Here is a 13,063-nt window from a genome sequence, read left to right on the forward strand (position 1 = left end):
TTTCGTCGGCGCCGAGGAAAAATTCATCGAGAAGACGACATTATGGCGTTTTATCAATGCGCTTGAGTGAGTGTCGCGTGCTTTGTCACGCCACAGAGGCTTTCCGGATCGGCAGGAACCGCGGTGACGACGGGCCGCCGCGACTTGCACCAGGCAAGGAAGCACCGGAGGTCGGCGGTGATGGCCGCCTTTGTCGCCGGCGCCATCGCCGCAACCGCCGCCTCGAGCGCCAGCGGGCGCGCGGCGCGCGCGTCGACCAGCGGGGCATGCGCGCCCAGCACCAGCTCGACCGAGGACCGGAAAGGTCGATCAGCGGTCATACGCGAAGGGTACTTCGAGCGGCGTGCATGGGGCAATTTCTGGCCAAAATGGGCATTTCCGGCAAGCTCGATTTTACCATAACATCCGATTATGGAAAATCCGTGTTTTCAGGGGGTCGAATGATAGGATACCAAACTGGCGTTTAGGTGAACTTTGCATTGACCGCATTTTCCGGCGCAATTATCCCACCTTCCGATGTACATCGCGCCGAGACATTTCCAGTGAAACAGTCAACCGACGCCAGTCCTATCGCTTTCCGGATCGGCCAGATCGACGCGCTGGCCAAGACCCTGCTCGCCTCCCCTGCCCTCTATTCCCCGGAAATGCGCGCGTCGCTGGCGCTGCGCTGGCTCAGCCGGGCGTGGCAGCAATACCGCCAGGACCGGGCAATCACACTCGGTCCCGCGCTGATCGGGGCCGAATGCGCGACCGAGCGCAATGCCTTTCTGACCCTGTTCGAACAGGCCCTGCCGCGCCGCGAGAAGCTGCTTTCCCAGGCGGTCCGGACCGTGCGCAAGATCGCCATCCGGCCGATGGCGAGCGAGGTCACCGAGGCCGAAACGATCGTCGCAGCAAGCACCGATGAGCTCGAGCGGGTGCTCACCGTACTCGCCCAGCCCAAGCGGCCCACTGCGCCGCTGGAGCGCCTGCTCGAGCTGGTCGACGGGTTTCGCTATTCAACCGGCGATGAACCCGATCCCCTGTCCGCGACCGCGCGAACCCCGTGCTGGGCGATCAACCTGGCCGCCACAGCGCGCGGCGACGCGTTTCGCCTGAGCGAGACCGCCCTGCCCTTCCCGGGCCTGGCCCAGCGCCGGCTGTTCCGCGCTGATCGCGGCGCGCAAGAAAGGCGCGCCGACGCGCGCGAACATCTGCTCGAGGCGCTGCACGCCACCGCCTGCGACATCGCCCGGCTTCCGCGCGCGGCGGAGGTCTTCACGCGTGAATTTCCGAGCCAACGGACCAACTCGCGGCTGTACCTCGCCTGGATGCTGCTATTCGGCCTCGGCGGGTTGACGCCGGCCCAGCTCGCCCGCGCGCTGCCAGCGACCAAGGCCGGGGCAGGCAAGCTCCTGCGCCAGTTGGAGGCAGGCCATTTGGCGCGCAGTCAGGGGCCATTCGCGCCCTTCCTGTGCACCCTCAATATCCCGGTGGCCATGCCCGACTGGCGTTACCTGAGCTCAAAATAGCTGCCGCGGGCAGCCCCAGCAGGCCGCCGAAGTGGCGCTCGAACACCGCCGCCCTGGCCTCATCGATATCCCTGCGCTCCCGCACCCAGGCATAGGCGCGCAGCAAGTCGAGGAACTCCGGCGCCATCCACGCCGAGGCTGACTTGGGCGGAGCACAGGCCCGCAGGCGGTAAGGCATTTTCACAGGCGCTTGAACGCCGCCGCCGACTGTCGGACATTCGGGCAATCGTGCCGCAACCAGACGCTCGAAGCGGCGCGCAAGCGCATGCCGGTTGCCATGCGCGAGGGCCAGCATGCCGATGCGATCGGCCGAAAAGTGGAACAGGTTTGCGGCGAAACGGGCATGGTAGCGTTTGTTGGGCGGCGCCATGCCATGCCCATCGCGGGAGCCGGCCAGATAGGCCAATTCCGCCGCATTACGCCGCAGCGCGCCTGGTCGAACCCGGTATGCCCAGCGTCGCCGCTCCGCCACAATGGTAGCCAATCCCAGATCCGCTTGCGAAATCGGGCTCGCAACGTCCCGCAACAGGCTGGCCATGTCGGTCAACGGCAACTCGTGGTCGTGGCAACGCCAGCTTGCCCGCAAGATCCATTCCCGGCGGACGATCATCGGCTTGCCCGCCCGTCCCGCTTCGTACCAGCAGCGCGCACAGGCGTATCGCCTTATGCGCCGCGGCAGCACGTCGTGCGCCTGGCAGGCGAGAAAAGTGGCGGAAATCCTGTCGTTTTGGCATTGCACGGCCCAGGCGAGGCGCTCGACCAGATTGGCAAAGGCACTGTGCCAAGCCACGTCCAGCCCCCGCGCGCCGCGCGCCAGGTCGTATCCAGCAAGAGCCGGTTCGATCCCGACATGGCGGAAAAGCGCCGCACGGGTCGTCTCGTGGGCCCGGGTCACCCGGTCGATCCAGGAGTCGAAACATTCATCGGCAAGCGGTCGCACCCGGAACGCCAGCGGCTCCGGCTCGAGCCCGAGCGCGATCACCGCGCCGGGTGACCGGGGAGCAAACCCGCAGCCTCACGGATATCGGCGAATTCGACGCATTCGCGGCCGTGACGACGCGCAACCTTCTGTCCCCAGTGCAGCAGCCGTTTGAAGTTGCCGGTAACCCCGAGACTGTGGCGCCACAGGAATTCGGCGATTTCCGGCTCAGCAAGCCGGTCAGGCTCAATCAGCTGCATCCCGTGCGCCAGAACGCGGATCAGCCGCTGCGATGCCTCGCCAGGCGCCCAGGGATTGAGCCGCACGATGATCGAGCGATAGGCCAGCTCGACATCTTCGGCAAAGATGTCCGCCGCGACGTCGAGCCCGGCGACCACCATCGGGACATTGCCCTCGCTCATCAGGAAGCGGAATGCATCGAGCGTGTCGCGCCGCGCCCTGCCGCCAGCGGTGAGGATGGCATGGACATTATCGATCCCCACGAGCCTTGTGCGCTGCCGACGCAGGAGTTCAACCACCTTGAGATCGGCAATACGGTGGGTTTTCCCGGTGATCGGCCAGCCCTGCTTCCACAGCAGCGTCAGGTTGATCTTGAGCGCGGTTGAACCCGACGGAATGACCGTGCGCAACATCGGCTCGTAACGGGCCTCACCCCAATCGGCAGGTTCGGGAAAATCGAGCGCAATCCGGCGCTGGGTCTCGCGCAGGATCGAGGTCTTGCCCATCCCCGACTGGCCGACAAGCAAGACGCAGGGCGGTCGCTCGTCGGGCTCGTCGTGCGCCAGTTCGACCAGTGTCGTAACCGCCGTGCGCGCTTCGTCGAAATCGATCCAGAAGGCTGAATTTCCGCTCATTTGCGCCATTTCAGCCAATCATTGTCCGGCAGATCCGCAGCCGGGATCCAATGAACTTCGGCCCGTTCGATCCGCCCCTTGGCCTGGGGTGAGTGTGCCACGCCTTCGCGCTCCTGCCGCTTGCGCTCTTGTCGGCTACTCGCTGTGCGCTGCCGTGCCATGGCGACTTCGCGCCGCGCGGCCTGAATGTACCGGGCGGTCGCTGCCTTTGCGCCATCCGCCTGAAACGCCGCCCCTGCCCGCCGCTGGCGTTGCCGTTCGGCTTCCCATTCGGGCTCGCTGATATCTGGGTAGTCGCCGACCACGGGCAAGACTACGAACTGGCCATCGATCTCCGCATAGATCCGCTGCAGCGTGCGCTCATCATGATGCACGGTGATTTGTTGGCCAATTCGGGCCGCCAGAACCGGATTCCAGTAGCGGCGGTGCAGGATTTGAACGCCGTAAGCCTGAACGGTTCGCTGCCGCGCCGGCAGGAACTGGCGGGTGAGATGCTCAACATCAAGGCAAGCCGGTAGCAGCGGAGAATGGCCGGAAACCGCCGTTTTCCACGCCTGTGCAGGACATTGTCCGCCCAGCCCCTTGTGCGGACCGTTGTGATAGATGGCGATCTGGAACAGCAGCCAGCGCTCGAATTCGGGCAAGGTCATCGCTGCCGCCTGTCCGGCGTCATAACCATCGCGCTGGGTGACATTGCCGCCCGTCGCACCAGGTAGCAGCCGCATCTTCCCAACCATTGTGCCGATCAGGCGCTCGATGTGGCCTCCGAAGTGGGCCGGTCCGCGTGGACGGATGTCGGGATCGATGCCGTTGGCCAGGCAAGCTCGCCTGAAGCTCTCCGCCCGGTGCGGTGCTGCGTGATCGGCATGGAGCCGCCGGAATTGCCCATACATCGGGTAGGAGACATCGACGCCCAATTGCTCAAGCAGCGGTTCCTTGGGCAGCAAGGCGTTGGCCACCGCCCGGCCACAGCGGAAAATCGAAGGATCGCCGAAACTGACATAAAAGCCCAGAATACTGCGGGTCCAGACCTCAACCAGCAACGTTATCCAGGGGCGGGCGAGCTCCTCGCGATGTACGCTGTCGACGAGAATCACATCTGCCCGCGTATGATCCATCTGCACGAGATCGAGCAGGCCCTCGCTGTGATAGGCGCCCGGATGAGGCTCATGGGCGCTGCGCTGCTTCGAGCCCATGCTCGAGCGAGCCCGCTGAGGCTCGGATATCTCGCCGATCAACCTGATCAGAGTGCGCTCGCTCGGTACCTCGCCCGGCGCGAAGCAGAACTCCCCATCCTGCGCGATCAAAAGACCATGAATTTCCCGGGCTGCCAGGGCCGCAGTGGGCGGTGGCTTTGTCAGGAATACTTCCTGGGTAAGCCGGTCGATCGCCTCCCTCACCGGCTCGGCGATGCGATGACTGCCAATCCGGGGACCGCGAGGGGTTGGAGCCAAGCTCGACGCCACAGGATTTGCGCGAAATCTGCCTACTAGTCGTCGTATCTGACGGTCGCTCAGCCCTGACTGGGCAGCGACAGCGTCAATGACTTGTGCTGTCAGTGGCCCGTCGAGTGGGACGAGGCGTCTGAAGATGGGGTAGAGTTCCGCACCTGTCGCCAGAGCTTCCGTGGACGCGACTTTCGTGCGGCTCGGTTTGCGTTCGATCACCCGACCTCCCGTGGCCGGATATCGACCGATTCAATGACATCAATTCTGGCAGAGGCATCGACACGGAATCCTAACCTGCCAGAATTGTTGGCATGGAAATCAGGATAATACATTGATATTCAGTGCATAAATGCGGTTTCCATAAACTTTGGCAGCCGACATCCGATGGGCACCCTCCTTGAATGGCTAGGGGAACTGCGAACTGAGGAAATCGACTTTCTTGAAGGCGGCAGCGAGATGGTCCAAGTCAGTGGGTTCGCGGTCACACGTTCGGCGCCCCGGGGGGCGGCCTGGGCTGCGTCGCTTGCGGCCGCCATGCGCCCACACTTGTTTGGGCTGGGCTCGGCGCCAATGGCGCTTGCTGGGGTCATGCCGCGGGCTCTGTTCCGTGAACTTCACGAGGATCCCCTGCCCGTCCTATTACGTCGTGGGCTTCAGGCTGCTGCTGAGAGTGCAGCCGCCGACCTCCGTGCGATGCAAAGGGCTCACCTGCAGGCTGAGGGAGCACTTTCAGGCCTCTACGCCTCGTCGACGGCTCCCCTGGCTTGGCGTCTTGTAGCCGGCATCGGACCTCTTACCCGTGCGGAGCTTGCCAGAGGCCTTGAGGTGACCAAGCGAACCGCGTCACAATCAGTTGTGGCTTTGGTGACTGCCGGCATGGCCAGTCTTCGAACTTCCGATGGCGCAATCGTCCGAACGGACACGTGAACGTGTCATGGACCCCGGAATACTTCCCGGTAGCAAACGCCAATTCGATTTCGTGAGCTCGCTCTGCGCCGCAGCAGCTGCTCTACGAACTTTTTCGCCCTGCCCGTGTCAGCGAATGACAACTTACGTCGTTGTCCACGCGTTCCAATCCGTCCCCACGAGAATTCAACAATCGCAACACCGAACAGGTCTTGGCTCCAAGATATGGCATAGCGCCGTGCAACATTGAGATCGGGATTTTTGGCTTCGAGCCAAATGTGACACTCGTTCTGATCATGCTCTAACATACGGAGGAGTATGCGACAGCCGCCTGGAGCTAGGCCAATCGGAAGTTTGAATCACAGGTCTCTATGGTGATTCAAGGAATCGATCCTGAGGCTGTGACCGCCGCTCAGTTGCGGACGTCTGATTCTTATGGAATTTGCGCGTCTCTCGGGCGAGGTCATTCTCGAAGCGAGAGCGCGGTCTTCCTTAATCTTGAATCAAATCAATAACAAATCCGCCGCAGGCGAAAACGTTAGGGGATTTAGATTCTAAGGTTAAGAGGTTACCTGCTCGCCATCAGCCTGCAAACTCCTGATTTCTCGCGAGTCGGGGTCGCTATGTCGAATCTGATAACACGATGTTCGGTTTCTGATAGCACGACCGCCAGATTCTAATAACACGTCATCTGATGCCCGATCACACGTTGGCCACCTCCCTGCCCTGTTGATAACTTTGAAAGCGCGGCTCAGAGCGTGAGGCCAGAGGATCAGTTAGCGTTCCGATTCACATATGGTGCGTCGATCCCAAACTTTCTGATCCCCATTTGCCCCGAGGCTGAAACGGACGTGTTTTCGGAAATCTGGTATCTCCGGTTGAACGTGTTTTCGGGAATGGCTTTTGGCGGCGTCCTTTTTCCTCCAGCTTGCCGGCTGACACGTCGCGCTTCTTGGAAGCTGTGCCCGAAGTGGAGGCTTAGGCGATCTGCAAGCTGGTCCGACCTTTCCACGTTACATGGCTGATTTCAGTCAAAGATGACCGGCTGAAGCACTCGCGGAGTGTTCAATGCTGGTGCTCTTGGGTCTTGTCGGCAATTCTTTAGCAGGTGCCGAACGTAGACGTAGTTTTCTGATCGGGCGGGGTAAGTGGCGTGATTCCCGAAAACACGTTCGGTAACGGGCGTACATCATGAGACCGTTCTTATATTTCCGATCAATCGCGATGCTTGCCGCAGACTGTCACCGGTCTGAAGCTGGGCGACGGCGCTACTAGCGCGCCGGACGCACATAACCGGTCCCACAGACGGGCGCGACCTTCAAAAGCCCGGAAGCGTATGCTTGTTGCGCTCGTGGTGCTTCTTCATGAAGCCGTAGAACCGCTTCGAGTAGTTCCTTGGCAACTCATGGGGATTGCTGTTCAGAAAGGAATCGAATTGCCGCATCAGCACATCGAGATCCCAACCAGGACATTCAGAACGGATGGCCTGATAGATTTCGGGATCAAGAGTGTCTTGCGCGCCCCCTCCCCTCCGTCGTGACTGAGATTGGCTTGCGTTGCTGTCCAATGCGGCTGATGCATCGGCTTGCTGTTCGGGGCGCAAGCTCGCACTCGTTGTTGCAAGGAGCTTGCGCACGAGGGCAGGATCAACGAATTCCGGCGGAGGGCTGACCTTGGCTGCCTTTTCGGGGGTTGCGCGCTGAATGCGCTGGGCTCTGCTCTCCGTGGTGACAGAGCCACTATCCTCGATTTTTCCAGAAGGTTTTTCGAGATGGCGACGCATCACCATCTTCAGCTTTGGACGCGGCGTCTCTGCTCCAATGACCTCCAGACTGATATCCGGCAGGTTGTTAGCTCGCGCCAATTCAAGAATCTTGTTCTTGAACGAGGGTAGGGAGCTTTCGCTGCCGCTTTTCTGATGAAGAGTTTCGAAGCCAATCGTGAAACCTTCTGGCCCATTGCCACCAGCGTGCTTGCGAGCGGCGCGGTAGAGCCATTTCCCAAGTCCGCTCGTTATCTCGAAATACAAAGGCGAAATCGCAAGGACATTTCGCTTGTCCATGACCCCGTCGAAGAACCACTTGGAAAGCGTGATTTCCATCCCAAGCGAACGCTGGGTTCGTTCATCAACGAGATGAGTATAGCTATCGATCCACGAAAATGTGGTCTCGCGGGATTTGGAGTTCGCGCGGATGTTCGTCTTGATCGTCGTGGCCTGAAGACGATCAAGCGCTGCGATCAGTCGCTCATAAGCGCGCCCGCTTACACCCCAGCAGATTCGCTTGAGAAGATCGCCAGGTTGAACACGAATGGTCGGCGACAGGTCGTTGTCACCCCGCTCGCGCAATTCGTTGAGGTGGGACGCCAGATAGATCATGATATCTGCATCCCAGATGGTCGCCATCCCATAGGCTGGGTTGGCTGATACATGCACGGTGACCGACTTATCCGGACTGAGGTACTCAATGGGTTTCAGGCGCTTCTTCTTCGAAAGGCTGAAGAAAGGACGCTGCATGGTCTCCTGATAGTCCCGCAGCGAGATGTCGCTGAAATCAGGCAGCGTGAAGAACATCTCGAACTGCACCCGGCGACCGGAGGAGGACTGATCTTTCTCGCTCACGTTCTTCGCCCAGTAAATCTGCCGCTGTCCCACATGTGGGACAAGTGAGATAAACATATGAAATATAACGATAAAAACCACATTTTCAGAGTGGTGAACACATGGCCATAGGTGGGTCCGAAACCCTCCTTCATGGGGCAGGCCTTTTTAGAATCTTCGCCTTCTCAATCAGAGGGCGCAATGCATCGAGGATTTCGTCAGCGCTCAAATCAGTGGGGTTGATCGTTATCGTGAGCCCTCGTGCACGATCCTTTTCGATGACACCAATGGACGATCCCGCCGCTTCGATTACGGCTTTCTGAACACGGCCAGGCCTGCCCGAAACTGCCTTGAGCAGACGGACAACAACCTGAGGGCCAGAAATTGGCTCTTCGTCTCCGGATTGCCGGAAACTTTGCTCCGCAGCGATCTGCTTTGCTGCTTCCTCCATCCTAGGGCGCAGCGATGGGTTGCGTATGGCTGGAAGAAGCTTGTCACCGTACCGCACCTGAAGCTCCATTGGCGACGCAAATGCGCTTACGATTGTTTGCGGGATCTCTGTCAGGCCGATGTACCGGGCGAGCGTAGATTTCGAGATCTTTACGCGTTCAGCAAGCCGGGCCTGAAGGCCATCGTAATAAGTATCGACTGCTGCCTTGTAGTTCAAACCGCGCTCTAAATCTGAGATATCTTCCCTCTCGCGGTTCTCGATATCAGCAAGGCGGAACGCAGCTTCGTCATCGAGATCTTCGATAATCGCGACGAGCTCGATATCCGGGTAGTGATTGGCGTTGAGCCACGCGACAGCCCAGTGGCGCCTTGTGCCAATGATCAGTTCGTACTGCAGCTCACCTTGCTGTTTCCGGCGCACGACTACTGGGATGCGGTTCCCGTTTTCTGCTTGGATCGATTCAATCAGAGATCGCAAACGGGGTTCGGTGAGCTGTTCGTAATCACGGGCGTTTCCCGGCCAGATCGAACATTCTGCAGGTTTGAGCCGGATGGTCGGGCGCTTGACCATCCGCGCCGCTTCCGTGAAGCCTTCAAGCCGACGTGTTGTGAAATTGCGCGATGCGGTTGCCCCTGCAGCGTCCTTGGCTTCAGAGACGGAAGGCTGGTCAGGGGCAGGGGAGGCGAGGGCCTCGCCAATCAATGAACGACGGCTCACGCTGCAACACTCCCTGCCGTGTCAGATGACCGTCTCGAAATGCTCTTCGACGGCCACTGCTCATGTATTTCGTTCAGAACTTCTCCGAAGACTGCGTTGAGATTGTCCCGGCAACGCTGGTAGGTTGCGTGCGCAGCTGAAGGCTTGCTTTCATAGATCGACCGGAATGCTTGAGTGGCATTCTTGATTTCCTCAGAAGCTAGGATCGGCTGATTCAGCAGGAAATTGGCATATGTGGCCTTCATCATCTTCCACATGTCGGCTTCACCTGGCTTGCTGGGGGTGTAGGCCGAGCAGACGACGCGAATGAACCCGTAATCAACAGGCGTTCCGTGATCCTCGAGGATCTCGATATTCTCGGCGATCGTGTCCATGAAATGGATGGTTGAAAGGTAGTCGAGCTGCCTTGCCGGAACCGGGATAAGCATACCTGTTGCGGCGGCCATCACATTGAGGCCCAGGAACCCCATAGCCGGCGGAGGATCGAGCAAGACGACGTCGAAGTCCTTGATGATACTGTCGATGCCAATACGGAGACGCTGAAGTCCCTCGCGCACTGCTTGTCCGCCCTCCGTCAACGTTGCCGTGAGGTCCCACTCTGCATCCTGCAGGCCAAGGCTTGACGGCACTATTTTGATTGTAGGCCAAGCGGTTTCTCGGATTGCCTTCCTGAAATCATCGAATGTACTGCGAGGCGACAGGAAGTTTCCTAAAGTCTCCTCTTCATCGATAAGTGCTTCGGGCTGGATGTCGAACATAGTTGTCGTTGACGCCTGCGGATCGCAGTCGATCACGAGAACGCTATATCCGTTCAGTGCGAGAAAATCGGCGAAATGCTTGGTAATCGTACTCTTGCCGACGCCGCCCTTGAAATTCTGCACGGCTACTACAACCGCATTCTCATGGGCTAGCTTGCCCGGATGAATGTTCAGCGCCTTGCGAATATGAGTAAGGTCTTCGAGCGTGTAATAGCGGCGGCCATTGTTGAGCTGTTTCGGAGGCGCGAGACGCCCCTCCTTCTCTGCCTTGGCAAGCGCTTCAGGCGTTCTTCCGACCAATTCCGCTGCCGCCGTAGGCCCAAAGGTGATATCGAGGACCTTGCGTTCATCAGGTTTGAACACCACAGCTTTGACCCGATCGCGCATCATTTCGCAGGATCTGGTCATATTTCGCAGTGTGTTCACGGTGTAGGACATGCGTCTGCCTTTCGATGAATCGCAGTTCTGCGACCCAGTTCGTGTTTTATGATCATTTTCGGCGGTAGAAGTCAAACCGATATCTTCGGGATGGTGCCGGTCCCGAATCCTCGTCGCTGCCGGGCACCCCTTGTCGCATAGCCCGTAGTGATCACGGGCTCATAAACCCGAGGCGAGAGGGAAGGGGGATGACCTGATGCGGTTCAGCATCAGGAGCAGACCGTGACCGACCTATTTGAACAATCCAGCCAGAAGCTGGACGCAGCAATCACCGAAATCCAGCACGCCATCGCCACCGGACTGGCGAACAAGCAACGCCTGTTTGAGACGATGCGCCAGCTTTACGGGGAGGGCTCCGCAAACGGCGCGTGGAGCCAGAGGGACGCCTTTGACCTGCTCGAGGCGGCATTGACGCGCCACATGGCCGGACTGCTGAACAAGCCTCAGATGCTGCACCAGATTTCGGAGATCAGTGCGCTTATCGAGGCACTGCCGACACATACGGTCAGAAGTGAAGACCAGATCAGGTTCCAGCAATTCTCGACGCCCGCAGACCTCGCAGCACTTTGCGTGATTTTGGCGCAGCCGCTTGCAACCGATATCGTTCTTGAGCCGAGCGCCGGACATGGCGCTCTCGTGGCAACTTTGCCCGATGTCAGCGCATTGCATCTCAACGAAATCGACCCGCGCAGGCATGAGAAGTTGGCCCTGCTGTTTCCCCAGGCCACCACAACAGGGATCGATGGAGCCATGCTGGCCTCCCATCTCGACGCGGCAGTGCAGCCAAGCCTGATCCTGATGAACCCGCCGTTCTCCCGATCAATGGGACGAGGAGCAGACGAGTTCGCAGCGGTGCGTCACCTGCGCGCTGCCATAACGCGCCTCAGGCAAGGGGGACGGATCGTCGCGATCATGCCGGACTGGTTCACGACGAGCGCAAAGCTTGCGAAAATCTACGAAGACACCTTTGCCTCTTGCACAGTCCGCACATCCATCCGGCTCGACAAATGCTATCACAAGCAGGGCACCAGCGTGGCCGTGCGCTTGTACGTGATCGACAAGATCCCGGGGCAGATCAGACCTGCAGTTTTGGCGCGGCAGACAGTTGCAGACGTTGCGTCTGCGGTTCCAATCATCAAACGCGTGACAGCCGAGCCTGACTGCGAACCGCGCGCGGTGCCGCCGAAAGCAAAGCCGGGTGCGCTCTTCAAAGCCATGCGGGCAACGCCGATCACAAAGCCCGTCAAGGCGAGGGCAGCGCAAGCCCCCAAGATCGAAGCACTGGCGTTCAGTACCCTGGACAAGCCGCGCGTGCTCGGTGAGCAAAGCGGGGTCTACATCCCGTACCGGCCAAGCCGGGTCGACATTGTTGGCGCACGCGAGCATCCGACGCCGCTCGTCGAAAGCGTGGCCATGGGCTCGATCCCGGCACCTATCCCCGATTATGTCCCGGCGCTGCAGGACCGGGTCCTTCAGGAAAGCCTGCTCTCCGAGGCCCAGATCGAAACTGTCATCTATGCCGGGAACGCGTGGCAGCAGTATCTGCCGGGCCTGTTCGTTCCCGCTGAAGAAGGCGTTGGCCTGCAACTCGACGAGCAAGGGCGTGCCTACCGCAAAGGCTATTTCCTCGGCGATGGCACGGGGGCAGGGAAGGGCAGACAGATCGCCGCTTGCATCCTTGATGGCTGGCTTGCTGGACGCCGAAAGGCCATCTGGGTCTCGAAGAACGAGAGCTTGCTTGAGGATGCGCGCCGCGACTGGAGCGCCATCGGCGGCCTTGCGGCCGACGTTCAGCCGCTTTCCAACTGGAAGATCGATCAGGCGGTTCCGTTTCGCGAAGGGATCCTGTTCGTCACCTACCCGACCCTTCGCAGCCAGCGTCAGGAAGCCACCCGCCTGAAGCAGCTGCTCGATTGGGCGGGCGAGGATTTCGACGGTGTCATCGCCTTCGATGAGAGCCACGAGATGGGCGGTGTTGCAGGAGGCGAGGGCGCCCGCGGCACGAAAAGCGGATCGCTGCAGGGCATCGCCGGCGTGCTGCTGCAAAACAATCTGCCCGATGCCCGGGTTCTCTACGCCTCTGCGACCGGAGCCTCGGAGGTAAACAACCTTGCCTATGCTGTGCGGCTTGGTCTGTGGGGACCTGGCACCGCGTTTGCCAACAGGGAAGATTTCATCAGCCAGATCAGGGCAGGGGGCATCGCTGCGATGGAACTCGTGTCGCGGGACCTCAAGGCACTGGGCCTCTATCAGGCGCGCGCACTCAGCTTTGCAGGCGTCGAATACGAGATCCTGAAACATGACCTGACCGCTCAGCAGATCGCCGTTTACGACACTTATGCCGACGCCTGGGCAATCTTATGCGCAGCTGCGCATAACACCTGTTATCGCGAGGTGGCGATAATGCGAAGGAACGCGGCGTAGGCGCGCAATGTCGGGAG

Annotated in this window: 10 protein-coding genes; 2 read left to right on the forward strand and 8 right to left on the reverse strand. The window is 60.0% G+C overall.

Annotated elements, in window-relative coordinates; all coding sequences use genetic code 11:
• Positions 1 to 53: 53 nt before the first annotated feature.
• A complete protein-coding gene (locus GGQ88_RS21500) occupies positions 54 to 320 on the reverse strand; it encodes a hypothetical protein (protein WP_343057308.1) in 267 nt (88 codons plus the stop codon).
• A 159-nt stretch (positions 321 to 479) separates the two neighbouring features.
• Between GGQ88_RS21500 and GGQ88_RS20410 the strand changes: the two genes are divergently transcribed.
• Positions 480 to 1,511 carry a hypothetical protein gene (locus tag GGQ88_RS20410; protein ID WP_183615276.1) on the forward strand — a complete coding sequence of 344 codons (1,032 nt, stop codon included), beginning with the start codon at positions 480 to 482 and terminating at the stop codon, positions 1,509 to 1,511.
• Here GGQ88_RS20410 and GGQ88_RS20415 read toward each other — a convergent pair.
• The 7 genes from GGQ88_RS20415 to GGQ88_RS20445 form a co-directional block, all read right to left on the reverse strand.
• Entirely contained in the window at positions 1,462 to 2,493 is a 1,032-nt protein-coding gene (locus GGQ88_RS20415) for a TniQ family protein (protein WP_021224396.1), read from the reverse strand. The two genes, GGQ88_RS20410 and GGQ88_RS20415, sit on opposite strands and share 50 nt — an antisense overlap.
• A complete protein-coding gene (locus GGQ88_RS20420) occupies positions 2,490 to 3,305 on the reverse strand; it encodes a TniB family NTP-binding protein (protein WP_084514624.1) in 816 nt (271 codons plus the stop codon). The genes GGQ88_RS20415 and GGQ88_RS20420 overlap by 4 nt, the downstream gene beginning before the upstream one ends.
• On the reverse strand, positions 3,302 to 4,759 hold the full coding sequence (locus tag GGQ88_RS20425) for a Mu transposase C-terminal domain-containing protein (protein WP_236616773.1): 1,458 nt from the start codon (positions 4,757 to 4,759) through the stop codon (positions 3,302 to 3,304). Before GGQ88_RS20425 ends, GGQ88_RS20420 begins: the two co-directional genes overlap by 4 nt.
• A 926-nt stretch (positions 4,760 to 5,685) precedes the next feature.
• On the reverse strand, positions 5,686 to 5,967 hold the full coding sequence (locus tag GGQ88_RS20430) for a WGR domain-containing protein (RefSeq protein WP_081096410.1): 282 nt from the start codon (positions 5,965 to 5,967) through the stop codon (positions 5,686 to 5,688).
• Positions 5,968 to 6,977: 1,010 nt separating this feature from the next.
• Positions 6,978 to 8,231, reverse strand: a complete 1,254-nt coding sequence (locus tag GGQ88_RS20435; RefSeq protein ID WP_082396455.1) for a replication initiator protein A — start codon at positions 8,229 to 8,231, stop codon at positions 6,978 to 6,980.
• 178 nt (positions 8,232 to 8,409) lie between these two features.
• Positions 8,410 to 9,426: a ParB/RepB/Spo0J family partition protein gene (locus GGQ88_RS20440; RefSeq protein WP_054735461.1), complete on the reverse strand. Its 1,017-nt coding sequence runs from the start codon at positions 9,424 to 9,426 to the stop codon at positions 8,410 to 8,412.
• Positions 9,423 to 10,622, reverse strand: coding sequence for an AAA family ATPase (locus GGQ88_RS20445; RefSeq protein ID WP_058803372.1), 1,200 nt, complete (start codon positions 10,620 to 10,622; stop codon positions 9,423 to 9,425). The genes GGQ88_RS20440 and GGQ88_RS20445 overlap by 4 nt, the downstream gene beginning before the upstream one ends.
• A 222-nt stretch (positions 10,623 to 10,844) precedes the next feature.
• Here GGQ88_RS20445 and GGQ88_RS20450 point away from each other — a divergent pair, with 222 nt between their 5' ends.
• Positions 10,845 to 13,046 (forward strand): strawberry notch-like NTP hydrolase domain-containing protein, encoded by a 2,202-nt coding sequence (locus tag GGQ88_RS20450; RefSeq protein ID WP_425490475.1) that lies wholly within the window; start codon positions 10,845 to 10,847, stop codon positions 13,044 to 13,046.
• Positions 13,047 to 13,063 lie beyond the last annotated feature (17 nt).

The organism is Novosphingobium hassiacum, assembly GCF_014196055.1.
GTDB classification, from domain to species: Bacteria; Pseudomonadota; Alphaproteobacteria; order Sphingomonadales; family Sphingomonadaceae; genus Novosphingobium; species Novosphingobium hassiacum.

Coding starts and splice junctions, on each gene's coding strand:
- GGQ88_RS21500 (WP_343057308.1), bottom strand. CDS start 320: ATGACCGCTGATCGACCTTTCCGGTCCTCGGTCGAGCTGGTGCTGGGC.
- GGQ88_RS20420 (WP_084514624.1), bottom strand. CDS start 3,305: ATGAGCGGAAATTCAGCCTTCTGGATCGATTTCGACGAAGCGCGCACG.
- GGQ88_RS20430 (WP_081096410.1), bottom strand. CDS start 5,967: ATGTTAGAGCATGATCAGAACGAGTGTCACATTTGGCTCGAAGCCAAA.
- GGQ88_RS20435 (WP_082396455.1), bottom strand. CDS start 8,231: ATGTTCTTCACGCTGCCTGATTTCAGCGACATCTCGCTGCGGGACTAT.
- GGQ88_RS20445 (WP_058803372.1), bottom strand. CDS start 10,622: ATGTCCTACACCGTGAACACACTGCGAAATATGACCAGATCCTGCGAA.